This window comes from Alkalithermobacter paradoxus (assembly GCA_002029295.1).
GTDB lineage: Bacteria > Bacillota > Clostridia > Peptostreptococcales > Peptostreptococcaceae > Alkalithermobacter > Alkalithermobacter paradoxus.
In genome coordinates this window covers 111,593-132,580 of sequence record MZGW01000003.1, presented here as the reverse complement: position 1 = coordinate 132,580, position 20,988 = coordinate 111,593, and the positions used below count along the sequence as shown (strand labels likewise).

The following is a 20,988-nucleotide window of genomic DNA, read 5'->3' as shown; positions in this document are numbered from 1 at the left end:
GGTGAGATGATGGCAAGAGATGCAAATACCGTAGTTGCAAGTGTAGGTCTCGATGATAGGGGCTTTCAAGAAGGGGTTTCTAAAATTCAAAGAAGCCTTAAAGTGGTTCAAAGTGAATTTGCAGCAGCAAGCTCCAAACTTGGAGACTTCGGTAAATCTGAAGAAGGATTAAGGCTCAAAGCGGATACTTTAAATAAACAGATAGAGCTTCAAAAGGAAAAAGTTGCAGCCCTAAATAAGAGCTTTCAAGAAAGTGTTGAGAAAAAGGGTGAAGATGCTAAAGCGACAGAAAACCTTAAGATAAAACTAAATTATGCAGTAGCAGAATTAAACAAGATGCAGCAGGAATTAAAGCAAACGACAACTGAGCTAAATACTAAAAGTTCAGCTTGGTATAAGCTTTCTCAAAGTATGGATAAAGCAGGGGAAAAAATGAAGGATGTAGGAGAAAAAATGTCCTCTGTTGGAAGTAAATTATCCACTGCTGTTACATTACCTCTTGTAGGAGTTGGAGTTGCTACAACCAATATGGCTATGGATGCTGTTGAATCAGAAAACCTCTTTGAAGTAGCCATGGGATCTATGGCTGGTGATGCTAGAAAGTGGTCAGAGGAAACTTCAAAGGCTCTTGGACTTAATGCATATAATGTTAGAAAAAATGTAGCTACCTATAATTCTATGTTAACCAGTATGGGATTAACAGCACAGGAATCCTTAAAGATGTCAGAAGGATTAACGCAGCTTTCTTACGATATGGCTTCCTTTTATAATTTAAAACCAGAAGAGGCATTTGAAAAATTAAAGTCTGGTATAAGTGGAGAAGCAGAGCCTCTTAAATCATTGGGTATTTTGGTTAATGATAATACAATAAAAACCTATGCTTACACTCACGGCATTGCAAAACAAGGTGAAGCTTTAACAGAACAGCAGAAGGTAATGGCAAGATACGGGGTTATTATGGAATCTACGAAAAATGCACAAGGCGATCTTGCAAGAACCATGGATTCACCTACAAATAAAATCAGGGTCATGAAAGAACAGGCAGAGCAGCTTGGTATTCAGTTCGGACAGCTTTTAATTCCTATACTTGAAAAACTAATAGGAATAGTAAAACCTTTAATGGATAAATTTCAAGGCTTATCTAAAGAGCAACAGGAGATGATTGTTAAAATAGGTTTAGTTGTTGCAGCAGTTGGACCTATTATAGGAATAATAGGTAAAGTAATCAGCATAGCAGGAACACTTTCTACTGTAATTGGAAGCATATCAGGGGCAATGGCAGCAGCAGGAGGTGCTTCAGCGGCACTTGGAGCTGTATTTACAGCATTAACTGGTCCAGTTGGAATTGCGATAGCTGTTATCGGTGGACTTGCTGCTGTTGGAGTTTTACTATATAAAAACTGGGATACTATAAAATCAGCAGCTGGTGCGATTTGGGAAGGAATGAAAAGTACTATTGAAAGTTCAGTAACAGCTGTAAAAGGAGTTATTGTTTCTACTTGGGAATCAATAAAAGCTGTGGTACTTCCAATAGTTGAGGGAATAGCAAATGTTATTAAAACTATCTGGGAAGGTGTAAAAACAGGATTTGTTTTTCTATGGGAAGTGATTAAAGCTATATTTATCAGTGCTTGGACTATTATTTCATCTATTGTTCAAACTTATATAAATATAGTTACGGCTGTGATAAGCGTTGCTTGGCAGCTTATTCAGACTGTAACATCTACAGTGTGGAATGCTGTATCTGGGGTTATAAGTACAGTTTGGAATGGTATAGTCAGTTTTCTAAATCCAATTATTCAAGCAATAGGAAATACAATTACTACTGCATGGAATAACATAAAAACTGTTACAGCAACGGTGTTTAATGCAGTTTCATCAATAATAAATACGGTTTGGAACTCAATAGTGAATTTTATTACCCCAATAATAAATACCATAGTGTCCACCTTAACCACAGCTTGGAATATCATAAAATCAGTAACAACTACTGTATGGAATGCTATACAATCAGCATTAAATGCAGTTTGGAATGGAATAAAAAATACCACCACATCTGTTTGGAACTCTATATCAAGTTTCTTTTCAAGTATGTGGAGCGGAGTATCAAGCCTTTTTACAAATGCTGTTAATGGCATTAAAAATACTGTATCTAATGTATGGAGCAGTATTTTGTCAATTACAACTAGTATATGGAATAATATTAAATCTGCAATAATGACTCCAATCAATGCTGCAGTGAATTTTGTGAAGGATCAGTTAGATAAAATAAAAGGTTTCTTTGATAGACTGGATATTAAATTTCCTCATATTAACCTGCCACACTTCAGTATTAAAGGTGAATTCAACTTAAATCCTCCAAGTGTACCTCATTTAGGTGTAGATTGGTATGCAAAGGGAGGAATCTTTAACAGACCAAGTGTTATCGGTGTTGGTGAAGCAGGAACTGAAGCTGTACTTCCTATTGATAGATTAGATGATCTTATGGCAAAAGCAATTGAAAAGGCAAAAGGAGGTAGTGGCAACGGATTAACACTTCATATAGAAAACTTCATTAACAATACAGAGAAAGATATAGAGCAACTTGCTTATGAACTTGAATTTTACAGGCAAAGAGTTTCAATGGGAAGGGGTGGTGCTTAATGCTTAGTTTTAATTTTGGTGGAAAAAACAGCTATACTGATTATGGCATTATTATTTCTAAAAGACCCTCTCTGCCATCACCTAAAAGAAGAGTATCATATATAGATATCCCGGGTAGGGATTCAAATTTAAGATATGATGAAGGTACATTTGAAGATATAACAATTGCAGTAGAATGTAGTATTAAAGGCAATAACATAGCGGAAAAGCTAGATAATATAAAGGCATGGCTATTTGGAGCAGGAGAAAGTGATTTAATATTTAGTTTTCAAGATGATAAAAAATATAAAGCACAAGTAGTTAATGCCATAGATTTTAAACAAGTATTCAAATACACATCTGTGTTTCCAATTATATTTAACTGCAAGCCTTTTAAATATGCTGTGCAGAATAACATATTTACTATTACTGAAAATGGAGTTTCAATAATAAATCCAGGAACACTTAAAAGTGAACCTATAATATCAGTTTATGGTTCTGGGAAGATAAGCCTTAAAGTTAATGAAACTACTGTGGACTTAAATGATATAACAGGAAAAATCATATTAGATTCAGTCATTCAAGATGCCTATAATGATGCAGGAGATAACTTAAACAGTAAAGTAAATGGTGATTTCATAACATTAAAAACAGGTTCTAATAAATTTGATTGGACAGGTAGTGTTTCAAAAATAGAAATTGTTCCAAATTGGCGGTGGTTATAATGATCTATGTATATGATAAGAAGACAAGCAGAGGAAACTTTGACAATAATGGGCTTGCTGTTTTAGATGAATGCCTTATGGCTGAGATAAATGAAGAGTTAAATGGAGATTATAGTTTAGAAATTGAATACCCTGCTCAATCTAAAAAAGCACAGTATTTAGAGGAACTCAATATTATTAAAGCTGATGGACAGCTTTTTAGAATATATAAAGTAGAGAGAACACAGGATAAAATAAGTAAAGTTAAGGTATGGGCAAGACATATATTCTATGATCTTGCTTTTTATTTTATAGAATCAGCAAAGGTGCTTAATGCAAATATGAAAGAAGCTCTTGAAGCAAGCATACCTCCGGAACTTCAAGGGTTATTTCTATTTAAGGCATTGGAAGAAAATATAGCACCTTTTGCTGTTAAAGAGGTTAATGCAGTAGATGCTGTTTTTAGACTTATTGAAATTTATGGCGGTGAACTTTTTAGAGATAACTTCAATATAGAGATAAAAGAGTCCATTGGTGAAAACAATGGAATTTTAATAAAATACGGTAAAAACATAAAAGGAATGAAGGTTATTGAGGATACCAGTGAACTTGCTACAAGGATATATGCAGTAGGAGCAAATAATTTATTGTTGCCAGAAAGATATATAGAAGTAGAGGGAGAAAGAGCAAAATTACTTCCCTATCCCATAACCAAAAGGGTTGAGTTTAAGGAATGCAAGGATGTAGAAAGCCTTAGAGTAAGGGCAGAAGAATATGCTGAAAAGGCTGCAAGTCCAAAGGTATTTATAACAATAGATTTTATGGAGCTAAGCAAAACTGAAGAGTATAAAAATTACAGCCATCTGACTAAGGTTAGCGTTGGTGATTTTGTAAAGGTAAGAAATGAAAAGATAGCAGTAACAACTGATTTAAGAGTTATAAAGAAAAAGACAGATTTAATTAATCCTATAAATACAAAGATAGAGCTTGGAGACCCGCTTAATACAATTATTGAAAAACTTGATACCAGTAAGCTTTTAGAGGAAATAAACAGTGCAATAAGCGGTACTTTAAGCAGTGTAATAATCAAGAAAAACAGCGATACTATAACAATCAGCACTAGCAGCTATCCAGCAATGATAGTTGGAATAACTGCAAAGGCAGATACAAACTTAAACTGTAATATTACTATGACTGGAAAGGCAAGTACAGACTGCACATTAACAATTTTGTTTTCCTTGGATGGAAAATACTACGATTTTAAACCAATTCAAAAGTTAGCATCAGGAGATAATGTTATAGGATTGCCCCTTCCAATGCCGCAGGTAACAGCAGGAGAACATACTTTTATGGTGGAGATGAAGGTTTCAAATGGAACATTTACAATTGAAAAGAATAATCTGCAGGTAAGTATTGAAGGAAGAGAGCTTGAAGGTGGACTTAGTGCAAGTATACCAAGGGCAGAGATTGTTTATACCTTCCTTTATAATTTGTTTAATATCAAGATTGGAACATACAGTTTTAATACAGGGTATAGCTTTAGGCATTATTTAGACAACAATGTGAGTGGAGTAGATAGCTATAGTCTTGAGAATTTCAATACAAGATTTAATATTGCTGCTATATCTCATGGAAACCCAAAGTTAATCTTGAATGTAATGGGAATTATAGAAGAGTTTAATAACAGCAAATCAAGTAGCTATGTTTTTGACGCCGATTGGGTTGAGTTCAGTTCTGACTACGATAAAAACAAAGATGGAACCTATGACTTTTATAATAGGGCTACTATAAAAGAACCTGTTTTAAAAAGAGAAGGCGGATATATACAGGACTTAGGAAATGGCGTAATTTATGCTGCAAATGTGCCAGATACAACACTTTATAAGGATTTGATTGCAATAAATGCATATCTTAAGCAAGGTTAGGGGGGAGAGGATAATGCCAGTAATAAATCAAATATCCCTCCCAAAAGGAAATGCAGGGATGACACTTTATGGTACAAGAAATGATGATAGTACAGTAACTCTTCCTGATATAGGCTTTTATTTTAATTACAATGGCTCAGCCATAAGACAGCTTTACACAAGCGGTAATACCTGGGTAGGTTTTGGAACATCGTCAGAGCATCTATGTATTAACAGAAGAGATGCCAGCTATAATAATCTTTATTATGCCAGTGAAGTAGAATACAGCACAAAGCTTTTCAGGATAAGGTTTGAAGGAAACAGTTCCTATAGCAGTTGGGGCAGCAATGACCTTATCTGGGAACTTTCAATATTTGAAACTGGAGTAATAAGGCTTGTTGTTGAGAAGATACCTAATAACGGAACAAATAGTTTTGTAAATCCAAATGTAGGCACTCAATCATTGACATTAGCACAAGGAAAATCATATATTTTTACTCCATCAGATTCACTGGGCAAAAATTACACAGTGCAGGAAGGTTTATATATTCCATGCATAACGAAATTTCTTATGGTGGATAGTGAGGGAGTTAAAAACTATCAAGGCAGCACATGGACTAAAATAGGAGATTTACCTCTTACAGAAGGAATGTTTAAAACCTATGGTGTTGATACTCTTCCTGCTTCAATGACAGGACTTTCAGGCACTTCACCAGCTCTTTATATTTATACGGATAATCCAGATATTAAGGCAAATAAAAACAGCAATAGATTCTTTATTGAGAAGACAGTAACAAGTAAACCGAAGGTAATTATTCAAAACTATGATTTAAATATACATGATGGGAAAACCATAAATAAACTTGAAGCAATTGTTCAATACACTAAGAAAGATTCAAACTTAAATGATATTACAACCAATGGCAAGATAAGAATAGCTTTAAGTGTTGATTCGGGATTAAGCTGGCTTACCTATAATATTAATACTTCAAGCTTTGAAAGTATTGATATTATAGATTCTGCTGCATTTCTTGCAAACGGGATAAATCCTACAATACTTACAAGCTTAGATTATGTAACTTTAAATAATTTGATAAGCCAAAACAGAAAGCTGAGGTTTGCCTATATTTTAGATAAACCAACCTTAAATGATGTGTGTAAATTAAGGAAGATAAAAATTTTATACAACTGAGGGGTGATGATATGTTTATTGAAGGACAATCTTATGAAAGTATTGCTTACAATAAAGATTTGCTTTCAGGTGAGATTTCTGAAAGTAAAAAGAGTAAAAGGCAGAGAGGTATTAAAGGAAAGGTTTTATTAGAACTTTTTAATGCAGAAACTAAGGAGAAAATAAAAGAGGCATACACAGAAAACATAATACCGGATTTATATTTTAAAGATACATTTTTAGGACATTTTGTTCAAGGTATTATGGGTGCAGGAAATACAAGAAGATGTGATAATTATAGCTGGTTTGAGTATCTTTATCTTACCGACAACGATAAACCAGAAAATGCTAATGAGCAAAGAATTATGGGAAATATTATAGGCTTTGCTCATAGAAATACTACTTACTCTGGAAATGATACAAGGCGAGGAACTATAAATAGAGCAGAATCAAAATTTGAAGTTACAGATTCTAAAATAAAGATGAATTTTGTATTTGACTTTCCAACCCATGCGGCAAATGGGAAAATTGAGAGCATCTACTGGGCCGAAGGTGACCCAGACAATAAAGATTATTTTTATTTGGGAACTGCAATCTATGGAAGGGAAACAGCTGATTCAGATTATGCTGTATATAATACTACAAATCCTAAAAGGTATTGGGCAGTGAATACTTTATTTTCTTATGCAAGAACTATAAAATTTACAAGTCCAACAAAGGGATGGATATTAGCAGATTCAAGGGATACAAACATAACACAGTCAAGCTATATTCAATTTCCAGACAGCTTAAAAGGACAATGGCTTATGATTCCATTTGATATAAATACAAATGATGTTGTGTTTTGGGATAAGGTGGTTAAACTTTTAAATTCAGATGGAAATGCCTTAAATATTGACAGTAGTCATGCAGTAAGAAAATACGATGGACTTAGTCATGTATGCCCGTATATTCAACCAGATGGAGAGCTTATTTTTATTGGGTATTACCTTTACAGCATAAATAGTGAAAGCTATATGAGAATATATAAGTGGACAAAGGTAGGAGTTCAATTAAGCTATGTTGATATAAATATGAGCCAAAGTTTTAAGGATACAGCATATAACGTACCTTTCACATATAGAACAGTTTCTAGTGATGGAATTTATCTTGATGGTTGCATTGATATTATTGGATACACCTCAAGAACAGACAGCCAATTTAATGAAACTGTTTATACAAACAGATGGATTAGAGTAGATGCCGCAGGAAACAAGGTTCAGGATATGAATATTAAACCTAAGATTGGTAATAGCACTTGGTTTGGAAATAAGGGTATGGATAGTGGAAATATTGAGAGAAGATGCTATGTTTATAATTTTTATAGAAGTGCCAATAGAATATATTTATATTACACAAGCACCCAAGGCGGCACAAGCTTTTATCAAGTTATAACTCCTCAAGGGAATTTACTTGAAGCCTATAAAATGTATTTTAGTTTTCCAAATGGTTATGGTAATTATTATTATCATAATATCCTTGGTACTGACAGATGGATAAGCAGATACACTTATGCTTATAACAACTATGTTCAATTATGTATCCAAGCCCTTTTAACAAGCAGACCTATTGGAGCACATACCAAGCTTGCACAGCCTGTTGAAAAAACTGAAGCAAATACAATGAAAGTTCAGTATATGTTTGAGGTAGATTTGATTAACTATGGAGAAGATTTTTATTAGAGTGGAGGGATTTACAGTGAAAAATTCAATTAATTTTATTCAGGCAGTATTTGCTGCCATTGGCGGCTATATTGGCTGGCTTTTAGGAGGGGTTGATGGCTTTATGTATGCACTGATTACCTTTGTTGTAATTGATTATGTAACAGGTCTCATGGTAGCAGTGCTGGAAAGAAAGCTGTCAAGTGAGGTAGGATTCAGAGGGATATTTAAGAAAGTTTTAATTTTTGTAATGGTGGGCATAGGAAATATAGTAGATGTTCATTTGATTAAAAACGGTAGTGCGATTCGTACTGCTGTTATTTTTTTCTACATTTCCAATGAAGGAATAAGCATTATAGAGAACTCTGCTAAGATAGGCTTACCAATACCAGAGAAACTAAAGGATGTTTTAAAACAGCTAAATAAGGAGGATGATAAGGTTGACTAAGATAAAAAGATATTGTCAATGGTGTGATGATGAGTTCTATGTATATAAGTCCCAAATACGAAATAATGGAGGTAAATTTTGTTCAAAGTCGTGTAGGATGTCATATAGAAATAAAATAGATAATCCAGCTTGGCAATCAGAAGTTAGATTAAAAATAAGTGTTAATCATGCAGATGTATCAGGAAAAAATAATCCTATGTATGGAAAGAAAGGTTCTTTAGCACCTAGTTATATAGATGGACGCAGTTTCATCTCAGGTGATGTCTGGCGTAGGATAGCACTTGCAAATAAGCCTAAAAGATGTGAAGTTTGTGGGAAAGAAGAAGAAGGTACACGTCTGCACATTCATCATAAAGATAAGAATAGAAATAATAACAATTTAAATAATCTACAAGTTGTATGTGCTAGATGCCATAACAATATTTTACACCCAAGGAGAAGAGATTCCTTGGGTCGTTTTATTGAGGGGGTGGTTTAAATGCCAAGGATTATAATGATTGATCCTGGCCATTAACGGTGGCCAAGATTCAGGGGCAGTATATAAGGGAAGAAAGGAAAGCAATGATGTTCTAAGCATAGGCAGAGCTGTAGCAGCAGAGGTAAGAAGGCATGGAGTTACAGTTGATGAAACAAGAACTTCAGATGCCACAGTAAGCCTTAATGAGAGAAGTGCTTTTGAAAATAGGAATAACTATGATTACTTCATTTCTTTTCATAGGAATGCTTATGATCCAGAAAAGGCAAAAGGTGTTGAAACATACACATATTTAAATGGAGGAGCAAAATCAAAAGCATTAGCACAAAGGATACAAACATCACTTGCAGCATTAGGATTTACAGATAGAGGAGTTAAGGAAGCTAACTATCATGTATTAAGAGAAACCAAGGCTCCAGCAGTGTTAATAGAGATAGGTTTTATTGATAACACAGGAGATAATATTTTATTTGATTCAAAGAGAAATGAAATAGTTAAGGCTATAACTAAAGCAGTTCTTGCACAATTAGGTATTGGTTATATTGAACCTTCAGCAAAAGCTCAAGTAGAAAACGAGCAGACTCTTTACAGGGTTATGGCAGGTTCATATAAGTCAAGAGAAAATGCTGAAAAGCAGGTGCAAAGGCTTAGGGCAGCAGGGTTTGATGCTGTAATTATGATATTTAATAAGTAGCCGTTACTTAAGGTTTTAAGTAGCGGTTTTTCTTTTATTTAGCTTGACTTCTATCACCTTTAGAGTGATGTATAGTAGTACCAAATTGATAGAAGGGAGGAGATATAATGCGTGTTAGGATTATTGAACCTGTAAAAAAGCATGAAAACAAAAAGAAAAGGGTTTGTGCATATGCAAGGGTTTCAACCGGCAGTGAAGCTCAGGGGGAATCTTTAGAAAACCAGATTCAATACTATGAGAATCTGATTTCAAATAATCCTGATTACGAATATGCAGGTGTGTTTGCTGATAGAGGAATTACCGGTACTACAGATAACAGACCAGAGTTTCAAAGAATGCTTAATCTTGCAAGAGAAGGGAAAATAGATTTAATCATTACAAAATCTATCTCTAGATTCGCAAGAAATACAGCAATAATGCTTCAAGTAGTAAGAGAACTAAAGGACATTGGTGTAGAAATAATATTTGAAAAAGAGAATATCAAAACTTTATCAGGGGATGGAGAGCTTATGCTAACCGTCCTCTCTTCTTTTGCCCAGGAAGAAAGCAAAAATGTCAGCGACAACTTAAAGTGGAGGGTAAAGAAGAAGTTTGAACGAGGGGAGCTGATTATAAATACCACAAGGTTTTTAGGATATGATAAGGACGAATACGGCGATTTAGTTATAAACCCTAAAGAAGCAGAAATAGTTAGAAGAATATTTGAAGACTACTTAAAAGGCAAAGGGACATTTACTATAGCAAAAGAATTGAATGAAGAAAATATTCCTACTGTTGCAGGTGGCAGATGGCAGGAAAGTACAATATTAAATATCTTAAAGAATGAAAAGTACAAGGGAGATGCCATACTTCAGAAATATTACACACCAGACCATCTGAGAAAAGTGAGCGTAAGAAATGAAGGTGTAATTGACAGCTATTATATTGAAGATAATCACTCTCCCATAGTTTCAAGAGAAATGTGGGAACAGGTTCAAATAGAAATTGCAAAAAGAGCAAAAGCAAAGGGAAATAAAACAGGAGATACAAAAAAATATACCAATAGATATCCATTAACAGGAATGCTTTTCTGCAGTAAATGCGGCTCCACTCTAAGGAGAAGAACTTGGAACAGCAAGCATTCCTGCAGAAAGATTGTATGGCAATGCAGTAATTATATTAAAAATGGAAAAAATGCCTGCAGTGGAACATCAATTGATGATGAGGTTATAAGCAGGCTTAATATAGAAGAACCGATAATTGTGAGGGAGGAAGTTAAGGATGGCAAGAAACATTACAGTTATACCTGCAAGAGCAAACAGAACCAATCTGGCAGAGCAGATACAGCCGCAGAAAAAGAGAATGGCAGCTTATTGCAGAGTATCAACAGACCAATCAGAACAGTTATCAAGCTATGAAGCACAGGTAGCTTATTATACATCTTATATAACAAATCATCCAGATTATGAATTCGGAGGAATTTACGCAGATGAGGGGATTTCAGGGACAAACACTAAAAAGAGAGAACAGTTCAATAAAATGATAGAAGACTGCAAAGCTGGAAAAATAGATATGATAATAACCAAGTCTATATCAAGGTTTGCAAGAAATACACTTGATACATTAAACTACGTAAGACAGCTTAAGGAATTAGGCATTGGAGTAATATTTGAGAAGGAAAATATTAATACTTTAGATTCAAAGGGAGAAGTACTGCTTACAATCCTCAGCTCCCTTGCCCAAGATGAGTCAAGAAGTATAAGTGAAAACTCCACATGGGGTATAAGGAGAAGGTTTGAACAGGGAAAGCTTCATATAAATCATACAAAGTTTTTAGGATATGATAAGGATGAAGAAGGAAATCTTGTTATAAATGAAAAGCAGGCTAAAATTGTAAGAAGAATATATAAAGATTACCTTGATGGTAAAGGTCCAAACAGAATTGCAAGGGAACTTGAAGAAGAAGGTGTTCCTAACTGGAATGGAAAACCTAAATGGTATGAAAGCAGTATAAGAAAGATACTCAGTAATGAAAAATATAAGGGAGATGCACTACTGCAAAAAACTTATACAGTTGATTTTTTAACCAAAAAAAGAGCAGTAAATAACGGTGAAGTTCCAATGTATTACGTAGAAGAAAGCCACCCTGCAATTATTGATAAAGAAACGTGGGAAGCAGTACAGCTTGAAATGGAGAGAAGAAGAGCTTTTGCAGAAAAATATAACATCAGTAAACTTGATTATGCTACAGTTGATAATCCCTTTGCAGGAAGAGTTATCTGTGGACACTGCGGCAGTGCCTTTGGCAGGAAGGTTTGGAATTCTACAGATGAAAGGCTTAGAAGAGTGGTTTGGAGATGTAATAAAAAATATGAAGTAAAGGGAAAAAAGAGCTGTGAAAATAAGCATATAGATGATAAGGTTTTGTATTATGCGTTTATAAATACGTTTAATGTGATGGTGGAAAATAAGGAGTATTTTATTAAGAAGTGGGAGGATGAATTAGATAGTGAGAATGTATTGGTAAGATATAAGGCAAAACTGTTTATAAATATTTTAGCTGATGTAGAGAAGGTAGAAGAGTTTGATGTTGATATGTATTTTAGATTGGTAGAGAAAATGACGGTGTTTGATGGAGAAAAGATTATTGTAAGCTTGCTTGATGGGACGGAGATTGAGGTTGTAATTGAATGAGGGATAATTTGCAACCAGCTGAAGATGGTGTATCAATTCTTACTATATTTCTTATTTAAAATAATAGCATGGTATTAAATAACTTTTTGTCATTCTGTGTCGTAAAATTTACCAAAGAAATTATTGACATTTTTGTTATGGGGGGGGGTAAAATTACAAATGTAGACAAATTGTCTATTTAATTTTGTAACCAATATAATTTTATGGTTACAGTTTAAAATATAAAAGAAGGGGGGAAGATTGAAAATGAAATATTTAATACCAAGAACAAGACAATCTAACATAGCTGCATGTATGATTACACCATTCAAAGCAAGAGTAGTTACAGCTTGCTGGAATCAATACTTAATGGCGTTATAGAAATGACATGTAGGATTTAGTAATTTGTAGACAAAAAGGGTTATTATTTCAAAATAATAACTCTTTTGTCATTAAATTGTAGATATTTACAAAAAATATATTGGATTGGAGAGAAAAAATGTACATTCGTTTGAGAAAAGAAATTAAAATAAAAAAAAGTTACATGGGTGCATTGATCACTAAGTATAGTGATGAAGGAGTAGAAATTTTTGATGTCAATCCGAGCGGGTTAGAAATACTATTATTATGTGATGGCACACATACTGAGAGTGAAATAATAGAAATTATAAGAAATATGTATAATATTGACGATGAATATATTTTATATAATATAAAGTCATTTTTAGAAGAATATTTTGAAAAAGAAGTGTTAGAATATTGTGAAAAGAAAGAAAGAATAATTATAAATGAAAAAGGTGATGAAAATTTAATTATTCCTATTAGTTTATCGTTAGAGTTAACCAATAGTTGCCAATTAAGATGTGTTCATTGTTTTAATTCATCGGGAATTATGAGAGATAATGAATTGACTGTTAATGAATTTATTAATATAGCACAACAATTTTCAGAACTTGGAACACAAACTATATTTTTAACAGGAGGAGAACCTTTTATAAAAAAAGATGTTAATAAACTAATAGATTTTGTAGCTAAAGAATTTTCAACTGTTAATATTGCAAGTAATGCTTATACGTTAGAAGAAGAAACAATTGAATTAATTTCTAAACATAAAAACATAAGTATTCAAGTTAGCATAGATGGAATAGAAAATACTCATGATAAAATAAGAGGAGTTTTGGGAGCTTACAATAAAACAATAAAAAATATAAAAAAACTCTGTGAATTTAAAATACCTGTTGCCATATCATTTACAATGAATGATAAAAATGTTAATGAATTGGAAGGGGTGATAAAAAAAGCTAAGGAAATAGGTTGCATAGGTGTAAATATTGGATTAACATCTAATTCGGGTAGAGCTAAACAAAATAATATTCCGACTAAAATTGCAAAAGATTTTGCATCTAAATTAGTAGAATCACATAATAAATTTTCAACTCCAGATTTTTTTGTTGGTTTAGATATTTGTGAAACTAAAATAAAAGATTTTTTTGAAAGTATAGAATATGCTAATAAGTGTGGGGCAGGATACAATGTAATTCACATATTTGCAGATGGTAGAGTATCCATGTGTCCTGCAATAAAAAAAATAAATTTAGGTAATGTACGTAATCAAAGTATCAGCGAAATATTACAACATAATAATATAGAAAGAGTTATGAATATTCCGACACCAACTAAAGATATTTGTGGTGATTGCGAACAATACAATATGTGTGGCAATTGTATTGCAAGTATGTTGGAAAAATCGAGGGAGGAGTGTGTAGTAATACGTGATATACAATTATAAAACATTTATGGGGTTAAATACTATTAGAAATACTTTTCTTTTAAATAATGAAAATGATAATTGCTTGCATTATGTTACTGAAAATTATGGAATGCAATTGTATATGGAGAATAACAATACTATATTTCAATGCACAAAGGATAACATCAAAAAATACTTGAGAAAATATACAAATATAAATCACAAAGATATTTGTGCTATAAATAAATTTTTGACTTCTAGCTGTAATGATAAAAAAATAAGTGAGCAAAAACTAATTAGTATTAGTAAGACTATTAAAGAAAAAATTGAAAAAACTATTAACGTAAAATTTGATATACAATTATCTTTAGAAGAAGTAGAAATAAAAAAATTTATTTATAATTCATTAAGACAGCATAATGTTAAAGATAACTATTGTATTGTTACATATTCTATAAGTAAATGTAACAGAATGTTAATTAGCGATTTTATGGTTTTCAACTCTGTTAATGATATTGATATTGATAAAATTAGCAATATTATTATGAATGAAATTACATGGAGTTTATCAAAAAAAATTCAGTTGAACAGTACTAAAAATTTTGATATAATATTAAAAAATACTGCTGCAGGTATGTTTTTTCATGAGTGTATCGGACATTTTTTAGAAGCTGATCATTATTATAATTCCCCTATAAGATTATTAAAAGATAATAAATTTTGTTCAAGGAATATAACAATAATTGAAAATCTTGAGTATAACTACGATGTGGATGATTATGGGAGCAATGTATGCAACAGTATACAACTAATAAAGGATGGATATATAAATAATGTTTTAAGCAATGAAGTTTATTCAAATCTATTAGGAATTAAAAATACGGGTAATGGAATTACTGAAAATACATATATGTATCCTTTTATTAGAATGAGGAATATGAAATTATTAGAAAAACCTAATAATATTGAGGAATTAATTTCCAATACAGATAAAGGAATATTGATTGAAAAAATCTCTATGGGAGAAGTAAATGTATATACTGGTGATTTTTCAATTTTAGTTACTAAATCTTATATTATAAATAATGGTGTAATTAAGGAAGAATTAGATGAATTTGTCTTAAACTACAATATAAGACAATTAATAGAGGCAGATATGGAGGTATGTAACGATATAGAAAGTTGCATGAGTTTATGTGGAAAATTTGGAGTGGTTGTAAAAGTAAATTACTGCACACCTTCTGTATGTATCAAATGGCCAAAAAAGGTGGGAGTATAAAATGGATAAAGTGGATTTAGAAATAGAATATATTAATATTAATGATAAGGACTATTTTTCATATCGTTTAATTGATTATAATGATGATATAATTATGCACGAAGTTTTAGAGAATATTTGTATTGAAGAAATAAATTTAATGAAAGAAAAAATAAAAAAAATAAAATTTTTATCTAATGTAGATAATAGTAAAATTACTACAATATTAAATATAAAAGCAAAAAATAGTAGCAATAGCAAATGGGAAAAACAGTTTATTACTATAACTATTATAGTGCCATTACTAGGAGTTCAACTAAATACTATAATTGAAACTGCTATAGTAGAATCTTATAGTACATTCAAATCAGAACTTGAGAAGTTATTTCATAAAATAGAAAAAAAAATTTTATTTAGGCAAGGTAAAATAGAAGAGATAAATAAATATGAATATTTAATATTAAATGAAGAACCGTTAAGAATTATATTATCATTGATAATGCAATACTGTAAGGAAAAGTATATAGCGAATGAAAATTTAGTTTTTAATACTAATAGTAAAATCACTGTTGAAATAAAAAATTTAACTAATAACAAAGTAGAAGAAATTTATTTGTTAAAAGATGGTATAATAAAAACTTTAGATTATGATGTAAGCATTGAAAGAATACTTAGTACAGCAAGCGATAAAAAACTAGAAAATATGAAAAATTATTTAGTTGTTGATAATGTTATAAACCATGCAACATTAATTTCTTTTAATACAGGTATTATGTCTATTGTAATGAATGTAAAAGATGAAATGAAAAATCTAATTTATAGATTTATATATAATACCAATGTTGTTGATTTTATTGAAAATTTTTATGTTCTAAATGATAATGAAAATTCAATTATTATAGGAATGAGGCGAGTTAATGATTGAAATTAAAAATATTAATATGAGTTATGGGAGCGATTATATCCTAAAAAGTTTAAATTATAAGTTTAAAACAGGGTTGATTTATGGATTAATAGGCAAAAATGGAGCAGGTAAAACAACTCTCTTAAAAGTAATAATGCGTTTAATTAGAGAAAATCAAGGAAGTATTTTTCTTGATGGCAAATGTGTAGATAATGTTGATTTTTTTAAAATTCCAGCAGTTTTTGTAAGTGATTCGCCAATATTTTATAGCGACTTAACCGTACGAGAGCATTTATTATTAGTATGCAATTCACAAAGGGTTGAAAAGAAAGAAGCAATTGCTAGAATTGATATACTATTAGATGAATTAAAACTTACAAAATATAAAAATAATTTTCCAAATACTTTATCAAAAGGGACACTACAGCGTTTAAATATTGCTTTAGGAATGATAAGAAATGAGTCAATAATACTTATGGATGAACCTTTTAATGCATTAGATCCAGTGCAAGTTTCAGCAGTAGAAACATTAGTTTTAAAATCAAAGAAAGAAGGAAAAACGTTATTAATTTCAAGTCATGATATTGATAGTTTGGGAAGTATTTGTGATGTATATCTAATTTTAAGAAATGGACAACTTTTGGAGTATATGCCTAATAAGTTAACAAAAGAAAATATAGCACAAATTATAGGTGATAGTTATGGGGATTGAAGGATTACAATTGCTTATTAAAAATAAGTTAAGACAATATATTAGAATCTATAAAAAAAATAAATTAAAATGGACATTAGCTATATTTATGGGAGTATTTTTGATATTTAGTATGGTAGATTTAATTAGAACTGCAATTGACAACTATTTCTCCATCTTATCTCTAGGATTCTTTATTTACTGTACAGCAAAGATTTTTCAAGATATTCCCATAATGAATATAGATTGTAAACTAATAAAGTTCAAAGTTTTAAGACTTTGGCAATTAAAAACTATAATAATATTAAAATCAGTAATACTATCAGGAGTTATTTTTACTTTTGTTTTAAATTTTTCCAATATGCTTGATAGATCAGAATTTTATCGAGCTGTTTTACTAGTTTTAATTAATATTGTAATTAATTTTGTTTGTTTTTTTAAAAGTCAAACTAATAATGCAAATGTTTTGACAATATTTACATTATTAGTTGTATCATTATCATATTATATTAATTCAATACTCATAATTAGTATATATCTCTTTACTATTCTATATGTATTTATTAATAAAAAATATTTTAAATATGATCAATTATTACCATATTATCAGTCTATGGCATTTTTATATGAAGGATTAGTTAATAATGATATATCAACGTTATCACAGGGGCAAATGCAATTAACTAAACAAAAACTTAAGAGTTCATTTAATTTTATGGAAAAATATTATGGTAACGAATATAGGTTTGAGTTCTATAAAGAGATTTCAAGAGCTATATATAACTATAAAAGAATTGTTAATGTTAGCTTAATTAATTTTTTAATAACTCTATTAACATTAATGTATGAGCATCCAATATGGATAAATAGTGTTGCTATGTTTAGTTTAGTTTTTATAACAGATTCAGTTTTAACATTAATTAATAAACCAGAGGCTATAAATAAAAATAAAGGTTTTTATTTTCCATATTCACTAAAAGAAATTATTAAGCAAAAATATTTTGCTCATTTATGTGTTATTTTAATTCCGTTTATTTCAAGTTTGCTTATACTTAAATATATAAGTTTTTTTGTTGTAATAATATGCTTTTTTATACTACCAATTAAAAATATATTATATAATTTTGGTGAAAAATTTATTACCAAATGTTTTGTGTATTGTTTGGAGAGTATTATATTATTAATGTGCACTATTAATTTATTGTAAGGTAAGCGTCAAAAATTTGACGTATTTAATTCTTATAAAAAAGGTATTAAAATATCCCAGTAAGGCAATTGATCTTTACTGGGATTAATTTTATCTCTTATCTTTAATTTTTATGTTTTCAGGAATCTTATCTGACCAAGGCATAAGATTCTCTAAACTTTCGCTATCGGATATATCTATCTTCGATAGATTATCAAATAGATAAACTAAATACCTTTCTACAACTAATTTATTAGCCTTGGCAGTTTCAATAATGCTGTAAATATTGCTACTTGCAGTTGCGCCCTTAGCAGTATTTGCAAAAAGGAAGTTCTTACGACCTATAACAAAAGGTTTTATTGCTCTTTCAGCAGCATTATTATCAACTTCTAAAGAACCATCTAGTAGTATATTCTTTAATCCTGGCAAATGCTTTTTAGCATAATCAAGTGCCTTACCTAAGGGACTTCTTGGAAGAGCATTTTTTATTTCTTTCAACATAATCAATAAAGTTATCTATAATTGGAGCTAATTTTTCATCTATTAATATCACGTACCTCTATGAAGGTGAAATTCTTGCATATATATTCATTCCTTCTTTAGGGGGTTCACCTTTACGCAAAATCGATATTAATGCGTATTAGTATCATCTTTCTACCAAAACACACGTGGAGTGCGTGGTATTGATGTCAAGGGTGGAAAAATAGGACAATTTAAAATACTGATAAATAAAGGGTTTTCAAGGTTGAAAGATTTTCTGCCTGAAGTATATTGGTGTCTTTTGACCTTGGAAACCATTAGTATTGTTGGAGAATTACTCACTATTGACTCTGGAAAAGCATGGTTAGGATTCTGTAAAAAGAACCTTAACGATCTATTTCCAAGGTTTAGTCATAGGACGCGCTTTAATAGAACCTGTAGGGCATTACATTCAGTAATTGATGAAATTCGTAAAAAGGTAACTTCCATGTTAGGATATCGGGATAAATCCCTTAGAATCGTAGATAGTATCCCTCAACAATTTTTAAACTTAGAAAGCGAATTAAGACTACCTTTTCACAGTTGACAGAGCAGCCAAATATCAATAAAGTCTTAGCAAAATCTTTATGAGGACTTATGACAAGACTAAGAATTAAGCTCTTATCTCATAATCTCTGCTACTATATTAATATACTTCTAGGGAAGGACATTAATCTAGGACATATTAAAGAACTACTATTTGGGTAATATATCCAAAGCTCGTTCATAAGATCTTTCAGTTACTCTTTATGATAAAAATAAAAAGATCTTTATCTTTAACCTTTAGTATAAATCCCCGAGGTTCTTTAAAGTAGATCTGTTTGGAACTTTGTTTGTCTTATTCTCTACCACAAGAATAGAGGTTTTCTGCCATAATAGTTATAAACTTATTTCATATCCGTTACTATATACTACCATTGGGTGTTCATATCCAATTTCATTTCATAGGACTTACTACCTATGGCAATTTTAATCCCTTTGTTTTTTAGTTCTGATGTTTTCAAGTTTATCAGCTCCTTTCTATTTATTTAAGCAAGAAAAAGGACTTACACTTTCGGGTAAATCCATAAAAGAATTATAGGCTATCTTTCCCTTGCTACCCCAGTTTCTTCAACTGCTGGTGGTATTTTCTCAGCCTTTCGAACAAAAACTATCGTAAATATTAAAGCGACTAAAATTAAGAGGTGCAAAACAATGTGATATAAATCAGGTATATATATTTGGGAGGATGGAATTAACTTTATCGTATGAGAGAAAAAATTCATCTTATCTTCCCATGGTCCAAAAAGGGTAACCCACCAGTGAAAATAAAATTGTGTAGTAAACCACAAGGCCAACCAAGCAATAAGGATATACTTCCAAAATCCATACTTCCATATAAATAATAGGAAAGCAATTAAATATATACAAAAGAAAATACCATCTTCTCTATAAGCAGTTGTTACCAGAACAGAATTCCCAATAGAGAATCCCGTCATATCAAGTAAAAACCAAATTAACAAAATAAGATTTGAAGCTATTGCAAGTTTTCTCCAATAGTCCACTTTATTTCAATCCCTTCTTTTTTATTAGTGTATATAGGGCTAACCCCATCATAACATATCTATCTACAACGAGGAGATAGGGTTCTCCTATTAGTTAAGTCATTGAAAATCAAACTTCTCCTAAAACTCTTTTGCCTTACAGATAGAACAGGATACTTTAAAGGAAATAAATCCAACAATAGAGATGATAGCCCCACTAATAGCGATTAAATTTGTTACATTATTTAAATATTTATTTACCAGCTCAGCCAAAAAATTTTCAGGTAGGTAGTTGTTTAGCAAAGTGGGGAGTATAAATACTGCCATTGCTGGCACACCAAGGACTAAAATTCTACCTTTCTCCATGCCAAATTTATAGTATAAAGGATATTGTAAAAAACTAATTAACGTGGCTGCTACTCCTGAAAAACAAATCGTCCATAATTCCATTCTATTGACTTCATTGGAGTTATAAAGATAAAACATAGCTGTTCCCCCTATAAGCCAAATGATTATGATGGCACTTAGTAAATATAAATATCTCCCTAAAACAATGCTGGAAATTTTCGACGGTAATATGTAGTAAAATGAATCGTCCTTTTCCTTACTTTCTCCAGTAAATGGACTTGGCGCAATAAACAATAGAATAAAAAATATATATCCCAAAGCAAATACTGCTGACTCCTTCTTTAGTAGTAAAATAAAAACGAGTGGAAATAGTATATAATATTTTAATATTCCTCTAATAAGCATAAGGTCTAGTATTAAATACTTAATAGCAGTCATT

At 31.1% G+C, this 20,988-nt stretch carries 18 protein-coding genes and 1 pseudogene; 16 read left to right on the top strand and 3 right to left on the bottom strand.

Annotation, left to right across the window (positions count from 1 at the left end):
• Positions 1–9: 9 nt before the first annotated feature.
• The 15 genes from CLOTH_RS05240 to CLOTH_RS05170 all read left to right on the top strand — a co-directional run bounded on the left by CLOTH_RS05240 (position 10) and on the right by CLOTH_RS05170 (position 18,180).
• Positions 10–2,643, top strand: a complete 2,634-nt coding sequence (locus tag CLOTH_RS05240) for a phage tail tape measure protein (RefSeq protein ID WP_079411891.1) — start codon at positions 10–12, stop codon at positions 2,641–2,643.
• A complete protein-coding gene (locus CLOTH_RS05235; protein ID WP_079411889.1) occupies positions 2,643–3,347 on the top strand; it encodes a distal tail protein Dit in 705 nt (234 codons plus the stop codon). The genes CLOTH_RS05240 and CLOTH_RS05235 overlap by 1 nt, the downstream gene beginning before the upstream one ends.
• On the top strand, positions 3,347–5,251 hold the full coding sequence (locus tag CLOTH_RS05230; RefSeq protein ID WP_079411887.1) for a phage tail spike protein: 1,905 nt from the start codon (positions 3,347–3,349) through the stop codon (positions 5,249–5,251). Before CLOTH_RS05235 ends, CLOTH_RS05230 begins: the two co-directional genes overlap by 1 nt.
• Positions 5,252–5,264: 13 nt before the next feature.
• On the top strand, positions 5,265–6,422 hold the full coding sequence (locus tag CLOTH_RS05225) for a hypothetical protein (protein ID WP_079411885.1): 1,158 nt from the start codon (positions 5,265–5,267) through the stop codon (positions 6,420–6,422).
• An 11-nt stretch (positions 6,423–6,433) separates the two neighbouring features.
• Positions 6,434–8,122, top strand: coding sequence for a hypothetical protein (locus CLOTH_RS05220; RefSeq protein WP_079411883.1), 1,689 nt, complete (start codon positions 6,434–6,436; stop codon positions 8,120–8,122).
• A 16-nt stretch (positions 8,123–8,138) separates the two neighbouring features.
• Positions 8,139–8,549 (top strand): phage holin family protein, encoded by a 411-nt coding sequence (locus CLOTH_RS05215; protein ID WP_011838206.1) that lies wholly within the window; start codon positions 8,139–8,141, stop codon positions 8,547–8,549.
• Positions 8,542–9,027, top strand: a complete 486-nt coding sequence (locus tag CLOTH_RS05210; RefSeq protein WP_041734290.1) for an HNH endonuclease — start codon at positions 8,542–8,544, stop codon at positions 9,025–9,027. The genes CLOTH_RS05215 and CLOTH_RS05210 overlap by 8 nt, the downstream gene beginning before the upstream one ends.
• Positions 9,028–9,046: 19 nt before the next feature.
• Positions 9,047–9,718, top strand: coding sequence for an N-acetylmuramoyl-L-alanine amidase (locus CLOTH_RS05205; protein ID WP_011838204.1), 672 nt, complete (start codon positions 9,047–9,049; stop codon positions 9,716–9,718).
• 107 nt (positions 9,719–9,825) lie between these two features.
• Positions 9,826–11,115, top strand: coding sequence for a recombinase family protein (locus tag CLOTH_RS05200; RefSeq protein ID WP_079411881.1), 1,290 nt, complete (start codon positions 9,826–9,828; stop codon positions 11,113–11,115).
• A complete protein-coding gene (locus CLOTH_RS05195; RefSeq protein WP_334293163.1) occupies positions 11,000–12,391 on the top strand; it encodes a recombinase family protein in 1,392 nt (463 codons plus the stop codon). The genes CLOTH_RS05200 and CLOTH_RS05195 overlap by 116 nt, the downstream gene beginning before the upstream one ends.
• Before the next feature lie 490 nt (positions 12,392–12,881).
• Positions 12,882–14,159, top strand: coding sequence for a PqqD family peptide modification chaperone (locus CLOTH_RS05190; RefSeq protein WP_158080469.1), 1,278 nt, complete (start codon positions 12,882–12,884; stop codon positions 14,157–14,159).
• Positions 14,143–15,399, top strand: a complete 1,257-nt coding sequence (locus CLOTH_RS05185; protein ID WP_074366698.1) for a metallopeptidase TldD-related protein — start codon at positions 14,143–14,145, stop codon at positions 15,397–15,399. Before CLOTH_RS05190 ends, CLOTH_RS05185 begins: the two co-directional genes overlap by 17 nt.
• 1 nt (position 15,400) lies before the next feature.
• Entirely contained in the window at positions 15,401–16,303 is a 903-nt protein-coding gene (locus CLOTH_RS05180) for a hypothetical protein (protein ID WP_079411875.1), read from the top strand.
• Positions 16,296–16,994, top strand: coding sequence for an ABC transporter ATP-binding protein (locus tag CLOTH_RS05175; RefSeq protein ID WP_074366695.1), 699 nt, complete (start codon positions 16,296–16,298; stop codon positions 16,992–16,994). The genes CLOTH_RS05180 and CLOTH_RS05175 overlap by 8 nt, the downstream gene beginning before the upstream one ends.
• The gene (locus tag CLOTH_RS05170; RefSeq protein WP_079411873.1) at positions 16,984–18,180 is read left to right on the top strand and encodes a hypothetical protein; all 1,197 of its coding nucleotides are present in this window, start codon (positions 16,984–16,986) and stop codon (positions 18,178–18,180) included. Before CLOTH_RS05175 ends, CLOTH_RS05170 begins: the two co-directional genes overlap by 11 nt.
• A 90-nt stretch (positions 18,181–18,270) precedes the next feature.
• Here CLOTH_RS05170 and CLOTH_RS05165 read toward each other — a convergent pair whose 3' ends face one another.
• On the bottom strand, positions 18,271–18,660 hold the full coding sequence (locus CLOTH_RS05165; protein WP_143312696.1) for an IS66 family transposase: 390 nt from the start codon (positions 18,658–18,660) through the stop codon (positions 18,271–18,273).
• A gap of 292 nt (positions 18,661–18,952) precedes the next feature.
• On the opposite strand from CLOTH_RS05165, the pseudogene CLOTH_RS10795 reads away from it, so the two are divergent.
• Positions 18,953–19,386: pseudogene (locus CLOTH_RS10795) on the top strand (IS982 family transposase); the annotation flags it as partial.
• Positions 19,387–19,760: 374 nt separating this feature from the next.
• Here the strand turns inward: CLOTH_RS10795 and CLOTH_RS05155 are convergent.
• Positions 19,761–20,222: a hypothetical protein gene (locus CLOTH_RS05155; RefSeq protein WP_331722016.1), complete on the bottom strand. Its 462-nt coding sequence runs from the start codon at positions 20,220–20,222 to the stop codon at positions 19,761–19,763.
• Positions 20,223–20,342: 120 nt separating this feature from the next.
• Positions 20,343–20,987, bottom strand: coding sequence for an ABC-2 transporter permease (locus CLOTH_RS05150; RefSeq protein ID WP_158080468.1), 645 nt, complete (start codon positions 20,985–20,987; stop codon positions 20,343–20,345).
• Position 20,988: the final 1 nt, after the last annotated feature.